Source organism: Kocuria salina (assembly GCF_013368965.1).
Lineage (GTDB): Bacteria > Actinomycetota > Actinomycetes > Actinomycetales > Micrococcaceae > Kocuria > Kocuria rosea.
Map to the genome: position 1 here is coordinate 15,582 of NZ_SSSF01000009.1, position 18,607 is coordinate 34,188.

Consider the following 18,607-nt stretch of genomic DNA (forward strand, 5'->3'; position numbering starts at 1 on the left):
CTGGGGGCGTCCACGGGCCCTGTGCTGGAATGGTCCGGTCCTCCGGCAGGGGGACAGGTGCGGCCTCCCCCGGTGCCGGCACCGCCCCCCACCCGATCCCGGAAAGCCGAGGTGCGCGTCCCCCCATGGCCACTGCCCGTTCCCGGCCCCGGTCCGCCGGCGGCCGGCTCCCCGTGCTCGCCCTGTCCGCCGCGGGCGCCCTGGTCCTCGGCGCGTGCGGCACCGGTCCGGAGCCCGCCCTCGAGGGCACGGTCAGCGCGTCGGGCGCCGCGCCGGCCTCGTCCACCACGGCGAGCACCGCGGACGGCCGGGTGGCCACCACGAAGCTGCCCGTCTACTGGGTGGGCCGCGCGGACGGCGAGGAGCGGCTGTTCCGCGAGTTCCGGGACGCCTCCGAGGCGGCCGCGGCCGTGGACCCCATCGCGGCGGCGGCGGCGCTGATGACCGGGGCGTCCCCGGAGGACCCGGACTACCGGACGCTGTGGTCCCCGGTGGACCGGGTGGGCGCCTCGACGTCCCCGGGCGGGACCATCACCGTGGACCTGCCGTCCGAGGCCTTCCGCCCGGACCTGGACGACCGCGAGGTCCGGCTGGCCCTCCAGCAGCTCGCGCACACCGTGACCGCCACGGCGGCCACGGCGGGTCTGCTGCCGGAGGGCTCCGCGGCCGAGGTCGTGGTGCTCGTGGACGGCCGGCCCGACGAGGAGGTCTTCGGGTCCGTGCGCCTCGACGGCCCCCTCCGCCCCGACGAGGCGCTGGAGGCCCCGCTCTGGCTCGACGAGCCCCGGCAGGACGAACGGTCCGAGGGGACCCTCACCCTCTCGGGACGGGCGCTGGACGAGGTGCGGGACTGCCGGTGGACCGTGGCCGGACCGGACGGGGAGCGCGTCTCGAGCGGCACGGCGGACGAGGTCCCGCGGGGCGACGGGACCGCCGGGTTCCGGGCCGAGCTCGAGCTGGCGCCGGGCCCCTACGTGGTGACGGTCGTCGGCCGGGACGCCGAGGGCGGGACCGTGCGCGACGACAAGGACGTGGAGGTCGTCCCCGGCTGAACCGGACGTCCGGGGCTCAGGGGGTCCCGGACGCCCAGCGGCCGAGTGCGGCGCTGAGCACCGCCAGCGCGGCCGGTCCGGCGGTGGAGCTGCGCAGCACCTCCGGGCCGAGCCGGACCGCGAGGGCCCCCGCCCCGGCCAGGACCTCGAGCTCCGCCGGCGCGACGCCCCCCTCGGGGCCCACCACCAGAACGATCCGCTCGGCGCCCGCCCACGGGGCACCGGGGGTGCCGGCGGCGCCGGCCAGGTCGGCGAGGGACTCGTGCGCCTCCTCGTGCAGGACGAGGCCGCGGGTCCCCGGCTCCCCGAGCAGGCGGGCGAGCTCAGGGGTGGCGGACAGGGGCAGCACCTCGGGCCAGACCGCCCGCCGCGACTGCTTGGCGGCCGCCGCGACGGTGTGCACCCACTTCTCGTGGCTCTTGGCGGCGCGCTCCTTCTTCCACCGCACGATCGAGCGGTCGGCCTGCCAGGGCACCACGGCGTCGACGCCCAGCTCGGTGGCCGTCTCCACGGCCAGCAGGTCCCGGTCGCCCTTCGCGAGGGCCTGGACGAGGACCAGCCGGGGCGTGCGGGCGGGCTCGGTGGTCACCGAGACCACGCCGACCTCCATGCTGTCCCGGTCCCCCGCGCGCAGCTCCCCGGTGGCCCGGGTCCCCGCACCGTCGACGAGCTCGAGCCGCTCACCGGGCGCGAGCCGGCGCACGGTGACGGCGTGCCGGGCCTCCGGGCCGGTGACGGTGAGCGCCGCCCCGGGACCGAGACCGGCGAGCCGGCCCGGCTCGACCTTGAAGACCGGCAGGCTCACAGGTCGGAGAACCGGTCCTTGAGCCGGGAGAAGAAGCCGCCGGAGCCGGCCGGGGAGTTCAGGGTGGTGCCGGTGGACTGGTCCTCGCCGCGCAGCCGGGACAGCTGCTCGAGCAGCTCGCGCTGCTCGTCGTCGAGCGCCGTGGGGGTCTCGACCTCGAGGTGGACGAACAGCTCGCCCCGGCCGCCGCCGCGCAGCCGGGTGGCACCGAGCTCGTGCAGGGTCACGGTGTGGCCGGTCTGCGTGCCGGGGCCGACGGGCACCTCGCGCTCGCCGTCGAAGGTCTCGAGGGTCACAGTGGTGCCGAGGGCCGCGGAGGTCATGGGCACCCGGACGCGGGCGTGCAGGTCGTCGCCCTGGCGCTCGAACGTGGGGTCGGGATCGACCTTGAGCTCGACGTAGAGGTCGCCGTTCGGCCCGCCTGCGGTGCCGGCCTCGCCCTGACCCGAGAGGCGGATCCGGTTGCCGGTCGAGACGCCGGCGGGGATCTTGACGGTCAGCGGGCGGCGGTCGCGCACGCGGCCCTCGCCGTAGCACTCGTGGCACGGGTGCTTGATGACGGTGCCGAAGCCCTGGCAGGTGGCGCACGGCGCCGCCGTGACCACGGTCCCGAGGATCGACTGGACCTGGCGCTGCACCTGGCCGGATCCGTGGCAGACGTCGCAGGTCTCGGGCTGGGTGCCCGCCTGGCAGCAGGTGCCGTCGCAGGTGGGACAGACCACGGCGGTGTCCACGGTGATCTTCTTCTCCGTGCCGAAGACCGCGTCCCGGAGGGTGACCCGGACGTTGATCAGGGCGTCCTGGCCCTGGCGGGTGCGGGACGCGGGTCCGCGCCGGCCGGAGCCGGCGCCGCCGGCGCCCTGGAAGAAGGTGTCGAAGATGTCGGCGAAGCCGAACCCCGTGCCGGGGAAGCCCCCGCCGAAGCCGGTGTCGGTGCCGTTCTCGTTGCCGGTCGCATCGTAGACGCGCCGCTTCTCGGGGTCGGAGAGGACGTCGTTGGCGTGGGAGAGGCGCTTGAAGTCCTCGGCGGCCTCCGGGCCGGGGTTGACGTCGGGGTGCAGCCGGCGGGCCTTCTTGCGGTAGGCCTTCTTGATCTCTTCCTGGCTGGCGTCCCGGGACACGCCCAGGGTCTCGTAGTGATCGCTCACCGTGGTCCGTTCTGTCGAGAGGTCTGTGGTGGGTTTCGCTGGTGGGCCCCGGGGGACGGGGCCCGTGGGGGCTCAGCCCCCGAGGATACGGGAGAGGTAGCGGGCGACGGCGCGCACGGCGGCCATCGTGGACGGGTAGTCCATGCGCATGGGGCCCACGACCCCCACCTTGGACTGCGGCCCGTAGCCGGTGGCGACGACGGCGGCCTCGGACAGGGGGCCCTCGGCGTTCTCCGTGCCGATCCGCACGGCCACCCCGCGGGCGTCCTGCTCCATCTCGGAGAGCAGCCGGAGCATCACCACCTGCTCCTCGAGGGCCTCGAGGACCGGGCCGATGCTCAGGTGGAAGTCCCCGGTGGAGCGGGCGAGGTTGGCGGTGCCGGCCATGACCATGCGGTGCTCGGCCCCGCCCGCCGCGAGGGCGCCGACGGCCTCCGCCACGGCGGCGGCGGCCGGCTGCAGCGGCGGGGCCGTGCTCGCGGTCATCACGGCGAGGGCGTCCGGCACCGCGGTCAGGCAGCGCCCGACCACGGCGGCCAGCACCCGGGCGCGCAGCTCGAGCAGCTGGGACTCCTCGAGCGGGGCCCGCAGCACGGCGACGCGCTGCGCCACCCGGCCGTTGGTCGGGATGAGCACCACCAGCACCCGGCCGGCGCCGAGGTCCACGACCTCGACGTGGCGCACGGTGACCCCGGAGGCGTGCGGGTACTGCACGACCGCGACCTGCTGGGTGAGCTGCGCGAGCAGCCGCACGGTGCGCTCCATGACGTCGTCGATGTCCGCGGCGTCGTCCAGCAGCCGCTGGATGGCCCGCCGTTCCGGACCCGAGAGCGGCTTGACGGCCGCGATCTGGTCGACGAACGTGCGGTAGCCCTTGTCCGTGGGGATCCGGCCCGAACTCGTGTGGGGGGCCGTGATCAGGCCCTCCTCCTCGAGCGCGGCCATGTCGTTGCGCACGGTGGCCGAGGAGACGCCGAGCCGGTGCCGGTCCACGAGGGCCTTGGAGCCGACCGGCTCGCGGAAGTGCACGTAGTCCTCCACGATGGCCTGCAGGATCTGCAGTCGTCTCGGATGGTTCACGTCGCTCCTCCCCGGTCCGTCCACGCCCCCGAAGATGCCCTGGCACTCGGGTGGCCACAGTGCCAACGGCGTCCAGTGTAGCCCCCGTGTCCGACGGCCGGTCGCCCCCGCGGTTTGGTACGCTTCCGGCTGATCCGCGCCGGACGCGCGGCACCGCGACCCGGGAGGACGACCATGAGCCACCACGGCTGGGGGCCGCGCAGCCTCGACGACGACGCCCTCGCCCGCCGCCGGCCGGTCTCCGCGGAGGTCCCGGTCGCCCCGGGAATGCTCCTGGAGGACGTCACGACCGGCTGGGTCGGCGCGGTCGTGTCCCTGGAGACCATCGGCGGGATGCGCGTGCTGGGGCTCGAGGACCGGAGGGGGCGGGTCAAGGCGTTCCCCCTGGGACCGGGGTTCCTGCTCGAGGGCGAGCCCGTGGTCGTCGTCGAGCCCCGCCGGGCCCCCGCGGCGCGCAAGCCCTCCCGCACGCGCTCGGGCTCCGTGGCCGTCGAGGGGCTGCGCGCGAGCACCGCGAAGGCCTCCCGGGTGTGGGTCGAGGGCTACCACGACGCCGAACTGGTGGCCAAGGTGTGGGGCCACGACCTGGCGGTCGAGGGCATCGTCGTGGAGCCGCTGCACGGCATCGACGACCTGCCCGCCGCCGTGCGGGAGTTCGGGCCGGGCCCCGGGCGGCGGCTCGGCATCCTCGTCGACCACCTCGTGGCCGGCTCCAAGGAGTCGAGGATCGCCGCTGAGACCATGCGCCTGCCCGGCGCAGCGGGCAACGTCCTGGTGCTGGGCCACCCCTACGTCGACATCTGGCAGGCGGTCAGGCCGCGCACCCTCGGCATCGACGCCTGGCCCGTGGTCCCGCGGGGCACGGACTGGAAGACCGGCACCGCCGCCGCCCTCGGGTGGCCGCACCGCACCCCCGGAGACCTCAGCCGGGCCTGGCAGCACATCCTGTCCCGCGTGGACAGCTACGCCGACCTCGAGCCGTCCCTGCTGGGCCGGGTCGAGGAGCTCATCGACTTCCTCACCGCCCCCGGGGCCTGACCCGGCGCCCCGCGTGCACGGGCAACGCCCAGCAGATCGTCACAAAGGCACACGTGCGCGGGGCGGATCCTCCGCCCTCCGGGCCGCTCGGTAGGATGGTCGTGTCCCACCCACCGTCCGCGGCCCCGCCGCGGTCCCACCGCCGAAGGACATCCGTGCCCGTGCAGACCGACCCCCGACCGAGCCGCGACAACGCCGGGGCCCCGTTCGAGGGCCTCTCCCCCGTGGCCCAGCCGCTGACCGTCACCGAGGACCACCAGTGGGCGACCCTGGCGCACTTCGGCGGCGTCATCGGCTTCCTCCCCTCGTTCCTCGTCCACCGCGTCTTCCGCGGGCGCGGCCCGTTCACGGAGCAGGAGTCGATGGAGGCCATGAACTTCACCCTGCTGCCGACCCTCGTGGTGGTCACCGGGATCCTGCTCGCCCCGGTGCCGTTCATCGGCTGGTTCTTCGCGCTCGCCGCCGCCGCCGCGTGGCTGCTGCTCGCCGTCGGCTCCCTGATCGGCGGGGTCCGGGTCAACCGCGGCGAACCGCACCTCTACCGCTTCAACACCCGGCTCTACGACCGGCTCGTCGAGCGCCTCCTCGAGCGGTCCCGGGGGCGCGCCGCGCGCGGCTGATCCCGGTCCGCGCCGGGGACGTCCCTGACGGACGCATCCGTTCCCGACGGGTGCGTCCGTTCCTCGTGCGGGCGCCCCGGCCGGGGTGCCCCCGTCAGGCGAGCAGCCGCCGCACCACGGCGTCGCCGAGGAGCCGGCCCCGCAGGGTCAGCACCAGCGAGCCGCGCAGCGCCGCCGCGGGCTCCACCAGCCCGTCGGCGATCAGCCCGGCCACCGCGGTCCGCCCGCCGCCGGCCAGGGCGGTCGTGGGCAGGCCGTCGCGGATCCTGGCCTCCAGCATCACCCGCTCGAGGTGGCGGGTGTCGGCGTCGAGGATCTCGCGCCCGGCCGCCGGCGACTGCCCGGCGCGCACCCGGTTCGTGTAGGGCACGGGGTGCTTGAGGTTCCACCAGCGCGTCCCGCCCACGTGCGAGTGCGCCCCGGGCCCGATCCCCCACCAGTCCTGGTTGCGCCAGTAGGCGAGGTTGTGCCGGCTGCGGTGGGCGCCGGCGTCCGCGCCCTCGGCGGGCCGGGCCCAGTTGCTCACCTCGTACCACTCGAAGCCGGCCTCGGCGAGGACCCGGTCCGCGAGCTCGTACTTGTCGGCCTGGTCGTCCTCGTCGATCGGCGGCACCTCCCCGCGCCGCATCCGCGCCGCAAGCTTCGTGCCGTCCTCGATGATCAGCGAGTACGCGGAGACGTGGTCGGGCTCGTAGCCCACCGCCGTGCGCACCGAGTGCTCCCAGTCGGCCAGGGACTCCCCCGGGGTGCCGTAGATGAGGTCCACGCTGACGCCCAGGCCGGCCTCGCGCGCCCACCGCACGGCCCGCGGCACGTTGTCGGGGTCGTGCGTGCGGTCCAGGACGGCGAGCACGTGCGGGACGGCCGACTGCATCCCGAAGGACACCCGGGTCACCCCCGCCGCCGCGAGCACCGCGAGGGACTCGGGCGTCACGGAGTCCGGGTTGGCCTCGGTGGTCACCTCCGCGCCCGCCGCGAGCCCGAAGCTCTCCGCGGCCTGCGCCAGGACCGCGGCGAGGTCCTCGGCGGGCAGCAGCGTGGGGGTGCCGCCGCCGAAGAACACGCTGTGCAGCGGTCGGGGAGCCACCCCGGAGTCCTCCAGCACCCGGCGCGCCCAGCGGACCTCCGCCGCGGCGTCCCCGGCGTAGGCGTCCTGGGACACCCCCGCCCCGAGCTCCACGGCCGTGTAGGTGTTGAAGTCGCAGTAGCCGCACCGGACCGCGCAGAACGGCACGTGCACGTAGAGGCTGAGCGTGCGGTCGGCGGAGCCCACCGCGGCGGAGGGCGGCAGCAGTCCGTCGAGCGGGCCCGGCAGGCCCTCCGGCTGGGCGGGGGCCACTACTTCTTCTTGTCCTTCGCCCCGGACTCGTCGGAGGACAGCGCCGCGACGAACGCCTCCTGGGGGACCTCCACCCGGCCGACCATCTTCATCCGCTTCTTGCCCTCCTTCTGCTTCTCGAGCAGCTTGCGCTTGCGCGAGATGTCGCCGCCGTAGCACTTGGAGAGCACGTCCTTGCGGATCGCCCGGATGTTCTCGCGGGCGATCACCCGGGAGCCGATGGCCGCCTGGATGGGCACCTCGAACTGCTGGCGCGGGATGAGCTCGCGCAGCTTGCCGGTCATCATCACCCCGTAGGCGTACGCCTTGTCCCGGTGGGTGATCGCGCTGAAGGCGTCCACCGGCTCGCCCTGCAGGAGGATGTCGACCTTCACGAGGTCCGCGGCCTCCTCGCCCTCGGCCTTCCAGTCCAGGGACGCGTAGCCCTTGGTGCGGGACTTGAGCTGGTCGAAGAAGTCGAAGACGATCTCGGCCAGGGGCAGCCGGTAGCGCAGCTCCACCCGGTCCTCGGAGAGGTAGTCCATGCCCTTGAGCTGACCGCGCTTGGACTGGCACAGCTCCATGATCGCGCCGATGAACTCGGACGGGGCCAGCACCGTCGCGGCCACCATGGGCTCGCGGATCTCGGCGATCTTGCCCTCGGGGAACTCGGAGGGGTTCGTGACGGCGCGCTCGGAGCGGTCCTCGAGGGTGACGTTGTAGCTCACGGAGGGCGCCGTGGAGATCAGGTCCAGGTTGAACTCGCGCTCGAGGCGCTCCCGGACGATTTCGAGGTGGAGCAGGCCCAGGAACCCGCACCGGAAGCCGAAGCCCAGGGCCGCGGAGTTCTCGGGCTCGTAGACCAGGGCGGCGTCGTTGAGCTGGAGCTTGTCCAGGGCGTCGCGCAGGACCGGGTAGTCGGAGCCGTCGATGGGGAACAGCCCCGAGAAGACCATCGGCTTGGGGTCCTCGTAGCCGCCCAGGTTCTCGGCCGCCGGCCGCTGGTGGTTGGTGACGGTGTCCCCCACCCGGGACTGGCGCACGTCCTTGACCCCGGTGATGAGGTAGCCGACCTCGCCCACGCCGAGCCCCTCCGTGGGCTTCGGCTCGGGCGAGATGACCCCGATCTCCAGCAGCTCGTGCTGCGCGCCGGTGGACATCATCCGGATCCGCTCCCGCGGGGTCAGCTTGCCGTCGACCACGCGGATGTAGGTGACCACGCCGCGGTAGGTGTCGTAGACGGAGTCGAAGATCATGGCCCGCGAGGGCGCGTCCGCGTCCCCCTGCGGGGCGGGGACCAGCTCCACGATCCGGTCGAGCAGCGCCTCGACGCCCTCACCGGTCTTCCCGGAGACCCGCAGCACGTCCTCGGGGTCCACGCCGATGAGGTTGCCGAGCTCCTGGGCGTACTTCTCCGGCTGGGCCGCGGGCAGGTCGATCTTGTTCAGCACCGGGATGATCGTGAGGTCGTTCTCCATGGCCAGGTACAGGTTCGCCAGGGTCTGCGCCTCGATGCCCTGCGCGGCGTCCACCAGCAGCAGCGCGCCCTCGCAGGCGGCCAGGGACCGGGAGACCTCGTAGGTGAAGTCCACGTGGCCCGGGGTGTCGATCATGTTCAGCGCGTAGTCCGTGCCCCCCACCTTCCAGGGCATCCGCACCGCCTGGGACTTGATGGTGATCCCGCGCTCGCGCTCGATGTCCATCCGGTCCAGGTACTGGGCCTTCATCTCCCGCGTGGTGACCACGCCGGTGGCCTGCAGCATCCGGTCCGCGAGCGTGGACTTCCCGTGGTCGATGTGGGCGATGATGCAGAAGTTTCGGAGGATCGACGGGTCGGTCGAGGCGGGAACCGGGGCATTGACGGCCAGCGGTGACACGGGCGGTCCTTTCTCCGGGAGAACGTCGCTTCCGGCAGGTCCTGGGGCTACCGGCGGGTGGACCGCGCCGGGGATTCAACTGTCCAGTTTCCCACGTTCGGTCATGGAGAGCCATTTCGGCCCGCGGGGGCCCCGGCCGCGCCGGAGGGCCCCTGGCTAGAGTGGTCGCATGAAGCTCAACCTCGGCACCCTGACCCGGCTCGCCGCCCGCGCCGTGGACGCCTACCAGCGCTCCGGGCGGCGCCGCCCGGAGCCCTCCCGGCCGGGCCGGCGCACCGCCTCGCCGTCCGCGCGGCCCCGGCCCACCGTGCCGTCCCGGGCCGGCGACGGCCTCCCCGCGGGGCTCTCGCGCCCCTACCCCGGGGACTGGACGGGTCCGGTGCGGCCCGTCTACCGGCCGCTGTCCGACGGCGAGGCCGATCCCGGCGAGATCGTGTGGACCTGGGTGCCCTTCGAGGAGGACCACCGCCGCGGCAAGGACCGGCCCGTGCTGGTCGTGGACCGGGCCGGGGACCACCTGCTGTGCCTGATGCTCACCTCCCGGGACCGCAGCAATGGACTGGCGCAGGACCCGGACTACGTGGACGTCGGGACGGGGCCGTGGGACCCGCGGGGCCGGCCGTCCGAGGTCAAGCTCGACCGCGTGGTCCAGGTGCTGCCCGCCGACGTCCGGCGCGAGGGCGCGGTCCTGCCCGAGCCCCTCTTCGACCGGGTGGCCGGGCGGCTCCACCGCCTGCGCGGCTGAGCCGGCGGCTCAGGACCGCCCGTGTCGGCGCCATCCGGCGGCGGGGCGCGGTCTGCTAGACTTTTCTGCTGTGTGTCCGCGCTGGTCGTCGGGCACTGCAGGACGGTCGCCACACGGGCGTCCCCACTCCCACTCAGTCACATGGCTGTCCTGTTTGCCCTCACTGACCGAATTCCGCACCCATCGCCAAGGAGTTATACGTGGCCAACATCAAGTCCCAGAAGAAGCGCAACCTCACCAACGAGAAGTCGCGCCTGCGCAACAACGCGTACAAGTCCGAGCTGAAGACGCTGGTCCGCCGCGTCGACGAGGCCGTCGGCGCCTCCGACAAGGAGACCGCCCAGGACGCCCTGCGCGTCGTCTCCCGCAAGCTCGACAAGGCCGTCAGCAAGGGCGTCCTGCACAAGAACAACGCGGCCAACAAGAAGTCCGGCCTGGCCAAGCTGGTCGCCAAGATCTGATCCCGGTTCCCCGCGAACCGCGCCCGCCGCTCCGGCGGGCCGCACGGAGGCCCCGTCCCGCTCAGGGACGGGGCCTCCGTCGTCCCCCGGGCCCGTCCGGCCCGGGGACCTCCGCTCAGCGGCGGCCGGACAGGGCGATGGTCGTGATCGCCCGCTCCACCGCGTAGGCGGGGTCCCGCCCCTCGCCCTTGACCTGGGCGTCGGCCTCGGCCAGCGCCCGCAGCGCCCGCACGAGGTCCTCCTCGGAGAAGCGCCGGGACTCCTCCTGCGCCCGCTCCACCATCCACGGGGCCGCCCCGATCCGCTGGGCGAGCTGACCCGCGCCGCCGCGGGTCCCGTGCACCTGGGCGATCGTGCGCAGCTTCGCGGCCAGCGCCCCGACCATCGGGACGGGGTCCACCCCGGTGTCGAGGGCCTGGCGCCACAGCTTGAGGGCGCTCTCGGCGCGTCCGGCCAGCGCGGCGTCCGCGACCTTGAACGCGGTGGCCTCCACGCGCCCGCCGTAGTACTTCTCCACGTCGTCGAAGCTGATGCTCTCGGGCCCGTCGGACAGCAGCTGGGCGCACGCGGCGGCCAGCTCGGCCGTGCTGCTGCCCACGGCGGCGGCCAGCGCGCGGGCGGCGTCGGGGTCGATGCGGCGCCGGTGGGTGCGGAACTCGGTGACGATGAAGTCGGTCTTGTCACGGTCGTTCTTGAGGGGCTTGCACTCCACGACGGCGGCGCCGGCGGCCTTGAGGGCGTCGAGGAGCTTCTTGCCGCGGTTGCCGCCGCTGTGCTCCCAGAGCACGACGACGTCCGGGTCGGGGGCCTGGACGTAGGCGAGGCCGTCGGCGAGGCAGTCGTCGTTCATGGCGGCGAGATTGCTGACGTGGATGAGCTTCGCGTCGTCGAACAGGGAGGGGCTGGCGAGCACGGCGAGCTGTCCGGGGGCGTAGGCGGCGGCGTCGACGGTGGAGAGCTCGACGGGGCCGCGCCGGTCCTTGAGGGCGGTGCGGACGCGGTCGCGGGCGCGGGCGGCGAGGTAGTCCTCGGGGCCGGTGAGCAGGATCAGCGGGGTGGGCTCGACGTCGCGCCAGGTGGGTCCGGCGGTGGGTGCGGGGCGCCTCGGTGGGGTCATGGCCGCGTCCTCCTGTGGTGGCGGCCGGACGGGGCCGCCTGCTGGGTGGGGTGGTCTCCAGCTTCCCACGTCCGGGCGACATGTGGTGGCGCGGTCCCGGGTGGTGGGGTCATGATCGTGGCATGCGGAGGGGTCGCGGGGAACGGGTGGCCGGGCGGGTGCTGACGGGGGCCGCCGTCGTGTTCCTGGTGGCGTGGGCGTGGCCCATCCTCGATCCGGGGCTGGATCCGCGGCTCGTGCTGGCGTGCCGGGTGGTCCTGGGCGCGGTGTGGGCGCTGTTCGTCGGGGACTACGTGGTGCGCCTTGTGCGGGCCGGGGACCGGCGGGAGTTCGTCTCCCGTCATCTGCTGGACCTGCTGGTGCTGGTCTTCCCGGTGCTCCGGCAGCTGGAGCTGGTGCGGCTGGTCGCCCTGGTGCTCGTCGTCAACCGGCGGGCCTCGGCGGACCTGCGGGGGCGGGTAGCCGTGCACCTGGCCGGCGGGGCGCTGCTGCTGGGCGTGGTCGGGTCGCTGGCCGTGCTGGACGCCGAGCGGGGCACTCCCGGGGCGGGCATCACGAGCTTCGGGGACGCCGCCTGGTGGACGGTCACGACGATGAGCACGGTGGGCTACGGGGACCTGTACCCGGTCACCGTGCTGGGCCGGGGTGTGGCGGTGCTCCTGATGCTGGGCGGTGTGGGGGTGCTGGGCCTGGTCACGGCTCTGCTGGCCTCCTGGCTGGTGGAGGCGGTGGCCGCCCGCGGGGGCCGTGACCCGGCCGCGGAGGTCGCGGCGCTGCGGGCGCAGGTGGCGGAGCTCACCGAGCAGCTGCGCCGGCGGGAGGAGTCCGGGCCGGGTCCCCCGGACCGGGGGGCGGGGGGCGAGGACCCGCCGGGACCCGGGACGGCGGACCGGGGGCCGGCGGACTAAGGCTCGGCGGGAACGGCACGGAGCCGGCCGCCCTCGCGCAGGATATAGGCGCTGCCGTGCTCGTCCGTGCGCACGAGAGGGATCCCCCGGGTGCGCAGGTGGTCGAGGATCCGGGGGTGGGGGTGGCCGTAGTCGTTGTCCCGGCCGGCGGAGACGACGGCCAGCCGGGGAGCGGCCGCGTCGATGACGGCGGTGCCGCCGTTGCGCGCGCCGTGGTGGGAGACCTTGAGCACGTCGACGTCGACGAGCGGCCCGGCGGTGCGCAGGAGGGCGCGTGCCCCCTCCTCCTCGAGGTCCCCGGTGAGCAGCCAGGAGGTGGACCCGCCGTCCTCGCCGGTGAGCTCGGCGCGCAGCACGAGGGAGGCGTTGTTCTCGTCGGCGGAGGACGGGTCGCTCCAGCGCCCCGGCGCGGTCGGTGCCGGGGCGAGGACGGTCAGGCGCAGTCCGCCCAGCGTGCGGGTCTCCCCCGGGGCCGGCCGGCGGGCCGGGGTGCCGGGCAGCGCGTCGGTCAGCCCGTCCGGCGGTGCCGCGGCCGCCGTGGCGTACCAGACCTCGCCGATCCGCCCGTGCCGGGCGAGGGCGGGCAGGCCTCCGGTGTGGTCGGCGTGGTCGTGGCTGAGGACCACGAGGTCCAGGTGCTCCACCCCGCTGCGCCGCAGGCACCGTGCCAGGGCCTGCGGGTCGGGGCCGGTGTCCACAAGGACGGCACGGCCCGGTGCGGTGCGCAGGAGGACGGCGTCCCCCTGGCCCACGTCGCACAGCACGGCCTCCCAGGCCGGCGGCGGACGTCGAGCGTCCACGGCGGCGCGCAGGGCCAGCGCCGCGAGGACGAGCAGCACGGCCGCGGCGGCCGCGATCCACCGCCGCCGGCGCCGGCGGGACCGCTCCCGCCAGTGCTCCTCCGGGACGGGGACCGGCGCGTCGCCCTCGTGCACGGTCCCGGACGTCGGCCGGGGGCGCCGGCGGCGCACGTCGAGGGCGTGCACGGCGAGCAGGAGCGCCGCGCTCGCCAGGGTCATCAGCAGCACGCCCGGCAGGCCCTGGGGCCACGGGGCCAGTGCCCCGGGGGCCCCGGCCAGCGCCCGGGCGGTGCCGGCGACGAGGCGCGCCCCCAGTGCGCCGGCGCCCAGGGGCAGCACGGCCGCCGCGGCGCCCGCCCCGTCGGGCAGGTTCAGCAGGAGCAGTCCCGCGAGGCCGCAGACGGTCACCACCGGCACCAGCGGGGCGGCGAGGACGTTGGCCGGCAGCGAGTACACGGGCACGGCGGGCTGGAGGAGCACGAGCACGGGGGCACACCACAGCTGGGCGGCCGCGGGGATCGCGACAGCCACGGCGAGCACCTCCGGGACCCGGGTGCCCAGCCACCGGGTCAGGGGCCGCCCGCTCACCACGATCCCCGCGGTGGCCAGCACCGAGAGGACGAAGCCGTACTCGGCGGCGAGCGCCGGCCGGACGACGACGAGAGCGATCACGGCGCCCGCAAGGGTGGCCAGGGAAACGGCGGTGCGCCCCGTGAGGAGGCTGAGGGCGGCGAGTCCGCCCATCACGGCGGCGCGCAGCACGGACGGGTCCGGACCGACGAGGAGCACGAACGCGGCCAGGGCGCCGAGGCCGGCGGCCAGGCAGGTGCGCCGCCCCGCGCCGAGGGACAGCGCGGCGTGCCCGGCCAGGGCCGTGACGAGGGCGCAGTTGGCGCCGGAGACGGCCGTCAGGTGGGTCAGTCCGGTGTCCCGCATGGCCTGGTCGAGCTCCGGGCCGATCCCGGCGCGCTCGCCGAAGGTCATCCCGGGCAGCAGCCCCGCGGCGTCGGGGCCCAGTCCTGCGGTGCCGGCCACGAAGCGCTCCCGGACCTGCTCCCGCCGGCCGGGCTCCCGTGCCGGGAGGACCGCCGGCGGGGCGGCGGCGCGCAGCACCGGGGGTCCGGGGGACGGGGCCCCGGCGGTGAGCACGGCGGTGATCCGCTGCCCCGGGACCAGCCCGGCCCAGGCGGGCCCGTCCGCGAAGACCGTGACGTCGACGTCGGCGGGTCCGCCGCGGCCCTCGTGGGTGACCTGTTCGAGGCGCAGCCCCAGGACCACGCCGGTGCGGTCCTCGTCCGCGTGGCCGGTCCCGGGGGCGGGCGCCGTCCACCGCCGGGGCGGCTCGGCCACCTCCGCCGTGACGGCCACCGTCCCGGCCCCGGCGAGTGCTGCCCCGAGCGGGCCGTGGGCGGTCTCGCGCTGGGCGGCCGTGGTGCTCAGCAGCACGGCCGTGACGGCGAGGGCGCTCAGGGCCACGGCCGACCACGGCAGGGCCCGCCACAGCCCGGAGGCGCGGGGCCGCCCGGGCGGGGGCTCCTCCCGCCGGAGGGCGCGGGCCACGACGAGGACCAGGGCGGCGCCGAGCACCAGCGCCGCCAGATAGAGCGCCCCGGCGGCCGCGACCCGTGCCGGGGGCAGGTGCGCGGCGAGCAGACCGGTGAGCCACGCGCCCAGCGCGGCGGGGACGAGCCGCAGGTCCCAGGTGCGGCCCGGCGCGCGGGCGTCGCGGTGCTCCTGGTGCTCCAGGGCCCCGGCCCACCATTCGACGGGGCGCCTCACACGCTCACCAGCGGCCCGAGCGACTCCATCAGGGCGGGGCCGATCCCCGGCACGGCGTCGAGGTCGGCGACGGCGGCGAATCCACCGTGCTTCTGCCGGAACTCCACGATCCGTCCGGCCAGCACGGGCCCGACCCGCGGGAGGGTCTCGAGCTCGGCCGCGGTGGCCGTGTTGAGGTTCAGCGTCCCACCCGGGGCGGCGCCCTCCGGTGCCCCAGTCCCGGACGGTGCACCCGGGACCCCGGGCGGCACCGCCGCTCCCGGCGCCGCGGCGGCTCCGGGCGCCGGAGCTCCGGGAGCAGGGACGGGAGCGGTCTCGGTGTCGGGGACGAGCACCTGCTGGCCGTCCGTGACGGGGGCGGCCAGGTTCACGGACTCCGTCACGGCGGCATCTGTGAGGCCTCCGGCGGCCTCGACCGCGTCGACGACCCGGGCCCCGGCCTCGAGGGACACGACGCCGGGGCGGGCCACCTCCCCGGTCACGTGCACGTGCAGCGTCGACCCCGCCGCGGGCGGCTGGGCCGCGGCGGACCCCGGCGGGCCCGTCCCGGGTCCGGTCGCCATGCCCGCACCGGCCACGGCTCCGTCCCCGGCCTCCCGCCCGGTGTCGCCCCCGCCGTGCCGGCCGGGGTCCTGCCCGGTGTCCTGCCCTTGGTCGCCGCCCAGCTCCGCCTCGGCGAGGACGGGCCGCCCGGCGGTCTCCGGGACCTCCCCGCCGTCCTTCCCGGGCCCCAGCACCGTCCAGCTCAGCCAGGCGAGCGCGGCCAGGACGATCAGCAGCAGCGAGGCCGGGACCCGGGTCCGGGCGGCGACCAGCCGACGGTGGGCGGGAGCGGCCCCCGGTGCCCCGTCCTGGGGCGACGGCGCCCGGCCGGGGCCGGTGGCCTCGCCGCGGGCCTCGGCCAGCAGCGACGCCAGCCGTTCGGCGGGCGCCGGGGCACCGGGTGCCGGAGCACCGGGTGCCGGAGCACCGGGTGCCGGAGCGCCTGGTGCCGGAGCACGGCCGGGCCCGGCCCCGGCAGCCGTCGCGCCGGACGCGGAAGGCGCAGGCGGGACGACGGGCGCGGGCGGGGTGGGGTTCGCTCGCCGTCGGGCGCGCGGCACGGTACCGGTCATGGCCCCAGCCCACCCCGGCCGGCCGGTCCCACGCGCCGAACGGGGCCCCGCTGGGGACGCGCGCGGGCCCGGAGCAGGACTGTGGAGCCCGGACACCGGCCTGAACACCGGCCCGGCCCCCGGTCCGGGCACCGGCCCCCGGGTGCGGGGCGGGGGCTTGGGCCGGGGGCCGGGAGCGGCGGGGCGTCGTCGTGCTCCCGTGCGGGAGCGGCGGCTCAGGCCACGATGTTGACGAGCTTGGGCGCGCGCACGATCACCTTGCGGATCTGGGCGTCACCCAGCTGGCGGCGGATCGTCTCCGAGCCCAGGGCGAGCTCGCGCAGGGCGTCCTCGCCGATGTCGGCGGGCACCTCGAGCCGGTCCCGGACCTTGCCCTTGATCTGCACCACGGCGGTGACGGTGTCGTCCACCAGCAGCTCCGGGTCGACCGCGGGCCAGCCGGCGACGACGACGGAGCCCTCGTGGCCCAGCGCGTGCCACATGTCCTCGGCCGTGTACGGGGCGACCAGCGACAGCAGGACCGCGACCGCCTCGACGGCCTCGCGCACGGCGGGGTCGGCGGGCCCGCAGCCGGAGTCGATGGCCTTGCGGACCACGTTCACCAGCTCCATGGTCTTGGCGATCACCACGTTGAACTTCGCGGCGTCGAGCAGCTGGGCGGCGTCCTCGACGGCCCGGTGGGTGGCCCGGCGCACGGTCAGGTCCCCGTCGGCCGGGTCGGCCCCGGGGTCGCCGGTCACGTCCTGAGCCAGGCGCCAGGCCCGGGCCAGAAACTTTTGGGAGCCCTGCGGGGAGACGTCGGCCCAGTCCACGTCGTCCTCCGGCGGGGAGGCGAAGACCATGGTCAGGCGCACGGCATCCACGCCGAACCGGTCGAGCTGCTCGCCCAGGTCCACGCCGTTGCCCAGGGACTTGGACATCGCCCGGCCCCCGTTGAGCACCTGGCCCTGGTTCAGCAGCGCCTTGAACGGCTCGGTGAAGTCCACGAGTCCCAGGTCGAAGAGCACCTTGGTGAAGAACCGGGAGTAGAGCAGGTGCAGGATCGCGTGCTCCACGCCGCCCACGTACTGGTCCACGGGCAGCCACTTGCGGGTCTGCTCGAGGTCGAACGCCGCGGTCTCGTCGTTCGGGGAAGCGAAGCGCAGGTAGTACCAGGAGGAGTCCACGAACGTGTCCATGGTGTCGGTGTCGCGCAGGGCGGGGCCGTCGCAGGAGGGGCAGTTCACGTGCACCCAGGACTCGGCCGCCGCGAGAGGGGACCGGCCCTTGGGCGCGAGCTGCTCGCCGCGCAGGTCGTCGGGCAGCCGCACCGGCAGCTGCTCCTCGGGCACCGGCACCTCGCCGCAGGCCCCGCAGTGCACGATCGGGATGGGCGCCCCCCAGAAGCGCTGGCGGGACAGCAGCCAGTCGCGCAGCCGGAAGTTGACCTGGCGGTTGCCCGTCCCGGCGGCCTCGACCAGGCCGATGGCGCGCTCGATGGCCTCGGTCTTCTCCAGCCCGGAGAGCTCGCCCGAGTTGATCAGGGTGCCCTCGCCCGTGGTGGCGGTCCCGGTGACGGCGGGGTCCTCCTCGCCGGTGTCGAGCACCGCGCGCACGGGCAGGTCGAAGGTGCGGGCGAAGTCGAGGTCGCGCTGGTCGTGGGCGGGCACGGCCATGATCGCGCCCGTGCCGTAGTCGGCCAGCACGTAGTCCGCGGCCCACACGGGCAGCTTCTCGCCGTTGAGCGGGTTGACGGCGTGGCGGCCCAGGAACACCCCGGTCTTCTGCCGGTCGGTGGCCTGGCGCTCGATGTCGGACAGCGCCTTGACCTGCTCCCGGTGGGCGGCCAGCTCCGCCGCGTGCTCCGGGGCGACGATCTGCCCGGCCAGCTCGGCGTCCGCGGCGACCACGAAGAACGTGGCGCCGTAGAGGGTGTCGGGGCGGGTCGTGAACACGGTGACCTCGCGGTCCGTGCCGCCCTCGCCGGCGCCCTCGATGGCGAAGCGCACGTGGGCTCCCTCGGAGCGCCCGATCCAGTTGCGCTGCATGGCCAGCACCCGCTCGGGCCAGTGGCCCTCGAGCGCGGCCATGTCGTCGAGCAGCCGGTCGGCGTAGTCGGTGATCTTGAAGTACCACTGGTTCAGGGCCTTCTTCGTCACCGGGGTGTGGCAGCGCTCGCACGCCCCGTTGACGACCTGCTCGTTGGCCAGCACCGTCTGGTCCTTGGGGCACCAGTTGACCGGCGAGTTCTTCCGGTACGCCAGGCCCTTGCGGTGGAACTGCAGGAACAGCCACTGCGTCCACCGGTAGTACTCGGGGTCGGAGGTGTGGATCTCCCGGGACCAGTCCGCGCTGATCGCGTAGCGCTGGAAGGAGGCCTTCTGCGTCTCGATGTTGGCGTAGGTCCACTCCGCCGGGTGGGCGTCGCGCTTGATCGCCGCGTTCTCCGCCGGCAGCCCGAAGGAGTCCCAGCCGATCGGGTGCAGCACGTCGTAGCCGCGCTGACGCCAGTACCGGGCCACCACGTCCCCCATCGCGAAGGCCTCCGCGTGCCCCATGTGCAGGTCGCCCGAGGGGTAGGGGAACATGTCCAGGACGTAGCGGCGCTCCCGTGAGCCGTCGTCGACGGGCGCGTAGACCTGCTGCTCCGCCCAGAACGACGGCCACGCCGCCTCGATGGCACGGAAGTCGTACCCGGTGGTCTCGGTCGTGTGCTGCTGTTCGGTCACGGTCCTCGCCTTCGCGGTCGTGGACCGCCGCCGGCC

The 18,607-nt window shown here is 75.2% G+C and carries 15 protein-coding genes; 6 read left to right on the forward strand and 9 right to left on the reverse strand.

What is annotated here, in order from left to right; all coding sequences use genetic code 11:
* The first annotated feature begins 125 nt into the window (after positions 1-125).
* Positions 126-1,052: a GerMN domain-containing protein gene (locus tag E7Z53_RS15995; protein ID WP_176338195.1), complete on the forward strand. Its 927-nt coding sequence runs from the start codon at positions 126-128 to the stop codon at positions 1,050-1,052.
* Positions 1,053-1,068: 16 nt separating this feature from the next.
* Here the strand turns inward: E7Z53_RS15995 and E7Z53_RS16000 are convergent, their stop codons facing one another.
* The 3 genes from E7Z53_RS16000 to hrcA all read right to left on the reverse strand — a co-directional run bounded on the left by E7Z53_RS16000 (position 1,069) and on the right by hrcA (position 4,085).
* Complete coding sequence (locus E7Z53_RS16000; protein ID WP_109244400.1) at positions 1,069-1,857, reverse strand: 16S rRNA (uracil(1498)-N(3))-methyltransferase; 789 nt, start codon at positions 1,855-1,857, stop codon at positions 1,069-1,071.
* Positions 1,854-3,005 (reverse strand): molecular chaperone DnaJ, encoded by a 1,152-nt coding sequence (gene dnaJ, locus E7Z53_RS16005; RefSeq protein ID WP_035928454.1) that lies wholly within the window; start codon positions 3,003-3,005, stop codon positions 1,854-1,856. The genes E7Z53_RS16000 and dnaJ overlap by 4 nt, the downstream gene beginning before the upstream one ends.
* Before the next feature lie 72 nt (positions 3,006-3,077).
* Complete coding sequence (gene hrcA / locus E7Z53_RS16010) at positions 3,078-4,085, reverse strand: heat-inducible transcriptional repressor HrcA (protein WP_017833974.1); 1,008 nt, start codon at positions 4,083-4,085, stop codon at positions 3,078-3,080.
* A gap of 174 nt (positions 4,086-4,259) precedes the next feature.
* Between hrcA and E7Z53_RS16015 the strand changes: the two genes are divergently transcribed.
* Both E7Z53_RS16015 and E7Z53_RS16020 read left to right on the forward strand, forming a co-directional pair.
* Positions 4,260-5,123 carry a DUF3097 domain-containing protein gene (locus tag E7Z53_RS16015; protein ID WP_176338196.1) on the forward strand — a complete coding sequence of 288 codons (864 nt, stop codon included), beginning with the start codon at positions 4,260-4,262 and terminating at the stop codon, positions 5,121-5,123.
* A 155-nt stretch (positions 5,124-5,278) separates the two neighbouring features.
* Positions 5,279-5,743, forward strand: a complete 465-nt coding sequence (locus E7Z53_RS16020) for a DUF4870 domain-containing protein (protein WP_176338197.1) — start codon at positions 5,279-5,281, stop codon at positions 5,741-5,743.
* A 94-nt stretch (positions 5,744-5,837) separates the two neighbouring features.
* Here the strand turns inward: E7Z53_RS16020 and hemW are convergent, their stop codons facing one another.
* The gene (gene hemW / locus E7Z53_RS16025; protein ID WP_144836118.1) at positions 5,838-7,082 is read right to left on the reverse strand and encodes a radical SAM family heme chaperone HemW; all 1,245 of its coding nucleotides are present in this window, start codon (positions 7,080-7,082) and stop codon (positions 5,838-5,840) included.
* Positions 7,082-8,938 (reverse strand): translation elongation factor 4, encoded by a 1,857-nt coding sequence (gene lepA, locus E7Z53_RS16030; protein ID WP_176338198.1) that lies wholly within the window; start codon positions 8,936-8,938, stop codon positions 7,082-7,084. The genes hemW and lepA overlap by 1 nt, the downstream gene beginning before the upstream one ends.
* 169 nt (positions 8,939-9,107) lie before the next feature.
* Between lepA and E7Z53_RS16035 the strand changes: the two genes are divergently transcribed.
* Entirely contained in the window at positions 9,108-9,683 is a 576-nt protein-coding gene (locus E7Z53_RS16035) for a type II toxin-antitoxin system PemK/MazF family toxin (protein ID WP_176338199.1), read from the forward strand.
* A gap of 200 nt (positions 9,684-9,883) precedes the next feature.
* The gene (gene rpsT / locus E7Z53_RS16040) at positions 9,884-10,144 is read left to right on the forward strand and encodes a 30S ribosomal protein S20 (RefSeq protein ID WP_017833968.1); all 261 of its coding nucleotides are present in this window, start codon (positions 9,884-9,886) and stop codon (positions 10,142-10,144) included.
* 115 nt (positions 10,145-10,259) lie between these two features.
* Here the strand turns inward: rpsT and holA are convergent, their stop codons facing one another.
* Positions 10,260-11,261, reverse strand: coding sequence for a DNA polymerase III subunit delta (holA, locus tag E7Z53_RS16045; RefSeq protein WP_176338200.1), 1,002 nt, complete (start codon positions 11,259-11,261; stop codon positions 10,260-10,262).
* Positions 11,262-11,383: 122 nt separating this feature from the next.
* Here holA and E7Z53_RS20655 point away from each other — a divergent pair, with 122 nt between their 5' ends.
* A complete protein-coding gene (locus tag E7Z53_RS20655) occupies positions 11,384-12,169 on the forward strand; it encodes a potassium channel family protein (RefSeq protein WP_176338201.1) in 786 nt (261 codons plus the stop codon).
* Here E7Z53_RS20655 and E7Z53_RS16055 read toward each other — a convergent pair.
* The 3 genes from E7Z53_RS16055 to leuS all read right to left on the reverse strand — a co-directional run bounded on the left by E7Z53_RS16055 (position 12,166) and on the right by leuS (position 18,571).
* Positions 12,166-14,748 carry a ComEC/Rec2 family competence protein gene (locus E7Z53_RS16055; RefSeq protein WP_176338202.1) on the reverse strand — a complete coding sequence of 861 codons (2,583 nt, stop codon included), beginning with the start codon at positions 14,746-14,748 and terminating at the stop codon, positions 12,166-12,168. The two genes, E7Z53_RS20655 and E7Z53_RS16055, sit on opposite strands and share 4 nt — an antisense overlap.
* Positions 14,745-15,863 carry a ComEA family DNA-binding protein gene (locus tag E7Z53_RS20035; RefSeq protein ID WP_217905888.1) on the reverse strand — a complete coding sequence of 373 codons (1,119 nt, stop codon included), beginning with the start codon at positions 15,861-15,863 and terminating at the stop codon, positions 14,745-14,747. The genes E7Z53_RS16055 and E7Z53_RS20035 overlap by 4 nt, the downstream gene beginning before the upstream one ends.
* Positions 15,864-16,078: 215 nt before the next feature.
* The gene (leuS, locus tag E7Z53_RS16065; RefSeq protein WP_176338203.1) at positions 16,079-18,571 is read right to left on the reverse strand and encodes a leucine--tRNA ligase; all 2,493 of its coding nucleotides are present in this window, start codon (positions 18,569-18,571) and stop codon (positions 16,079-16,081) included.
* Positions 18,572-18,607 lie beyond the last annotated feature (36 nt).